Annotated in this window: 1 protein-coding gene; it reads right to left on the bottom strand. The window is 75.2% G+C overall.

The genetic code is table 11. The features are described 5' to 3' along the window. Positions 1–51 precede the first annotated feature (51 nt). Positions 52–1,056 carry a Gfo/Idh/MocA family protein gene (locus FOE67_RS26370; protein WP_182667336.1) on the bottom strand — a complete coding sequence of 335 codons (1,005 nt, stop codon included), beginning with the start codon at positions 1,054–1,056 and terminating at the stop codon, positions 52–54. Positions 1,057–1,148 lie beyond the last annotated feature (92 nt).

Below are 1,148 nucleotides of genomic sequence, written 5' to 3'. Positions count from 1 at the left end.
GTTCCCGGCCCCTCCCCGCTCACCGTGCCCGGGCTCGTCGGGACGCTCCCGTCACTCGCCCGGGTAGCGCAGACCGATCCGCTCGCGCACCCGGTCCAGGGTCCGCATCACGGCCAGGCTCCCCTCGTGCGGGACCAGGGGGGACTCGACCTCCCCCGCCCGCAGCGCCCGCATGACCTCCGCCGCCTGGTGGGTGTACCCCGCCTCCGGGTCCTCCGTCGTGAATCGCTCCGGCTCCCGGCCCGCCCGGTGCAGGGTGAACTCCGAGGGCACGAAGAAACCGCGCGGGAACTCGATCCGGCCCTCCGTACCCGTCACCGCCGCCCGGGTCGGCGTCTCCGCCGTCAGGGAACACCCGAGCGTCGCCAACGCGCCGGACCCCCACCGCAGCAGCACGGCGGTGTTCACGTCCACCCCGCCCCGCAGCTCCGCCGACGCCAGCACCTCCTCCGGCTCGCCGAGCACCAGGTGGGCGAAGGAGACCGGGTACACGCCCAGATCCAGCAGGGCACCGCCGGCCAGCGCCGGGTCCAGCAGCCGGTGTCCGGGCGGGAAGGGACCGGCGAGCCCGAAATCGGCCTGAACGGAGCGGACCTCCCCGATGGCACCGTCCGCGATCAGCGACAGCATGCGGCGCACCAGCGGGTGGCAGTAGGTCCACATCGCCTCCATCAGGAAGACGCCGCGCGAGCGGGCCAGGTTCACCAGCTCGCGGGCCTGCGCCTCCGTGACGGTGAAGGGCTTCTCGCACAGCACCGCACGTCCGGCGTCCAGGCAGGCGGTCGTCGCGTCGGCGTGCGCGGTGTGCGGGGTGGCGACGTAGACCACGTCCACCCCGTCGTCGGCCGCCAGGTCCTTCCAGGACCCGTGCGCCCGGGCTATGCCGTGGCGATCCGCGAAGCGGCGGGCCGACTCCGGGTTGCGCGAGCCCACGGCCACCACCTCGGCGTCCGGCATCCGGGCCAGGTCCCGGGTGAAGCTCTCCGCGATCCCGCCGGTGGCCAGGATGCCCCAGCGGATCGGAGCGGGGGAGAGGGGGGTGCCGGTGGTCTGCATGCGCGCTCCTCGGGGCGGGTGGACGGCCGTTCGGCACGCCGGCGCCCATCGTAGCCGGCGCCCCCCTCCGCGCCCGGCGATGTCCGCACCCC

This window comes from Streptomyces calidiresistens, from assembly GCF_014141525.1.
Classification (GTDB): Bacteria; Actinomycetota; Actinomycetes; order Streptomycetales; family Streptomycetaceae; genus Streptomyces; species Streptomyces calidiresistens.
The sequence above is the reverse complement of the archived record's forward strand: the minus strand, read 5'-3'. Positions and strand labels throughout refer to the sequence as shown.

What these genes read in the sequence shown, in the direction of transcription:
- FOE67_RS26370 (WP_182667336.1), bottom strand. Translation starts at nt 1,056, where the DNA reads ATGCAGACCACCGGCACCCCCCTCTCCCCCGCTCCGATCCGCTGGGGC.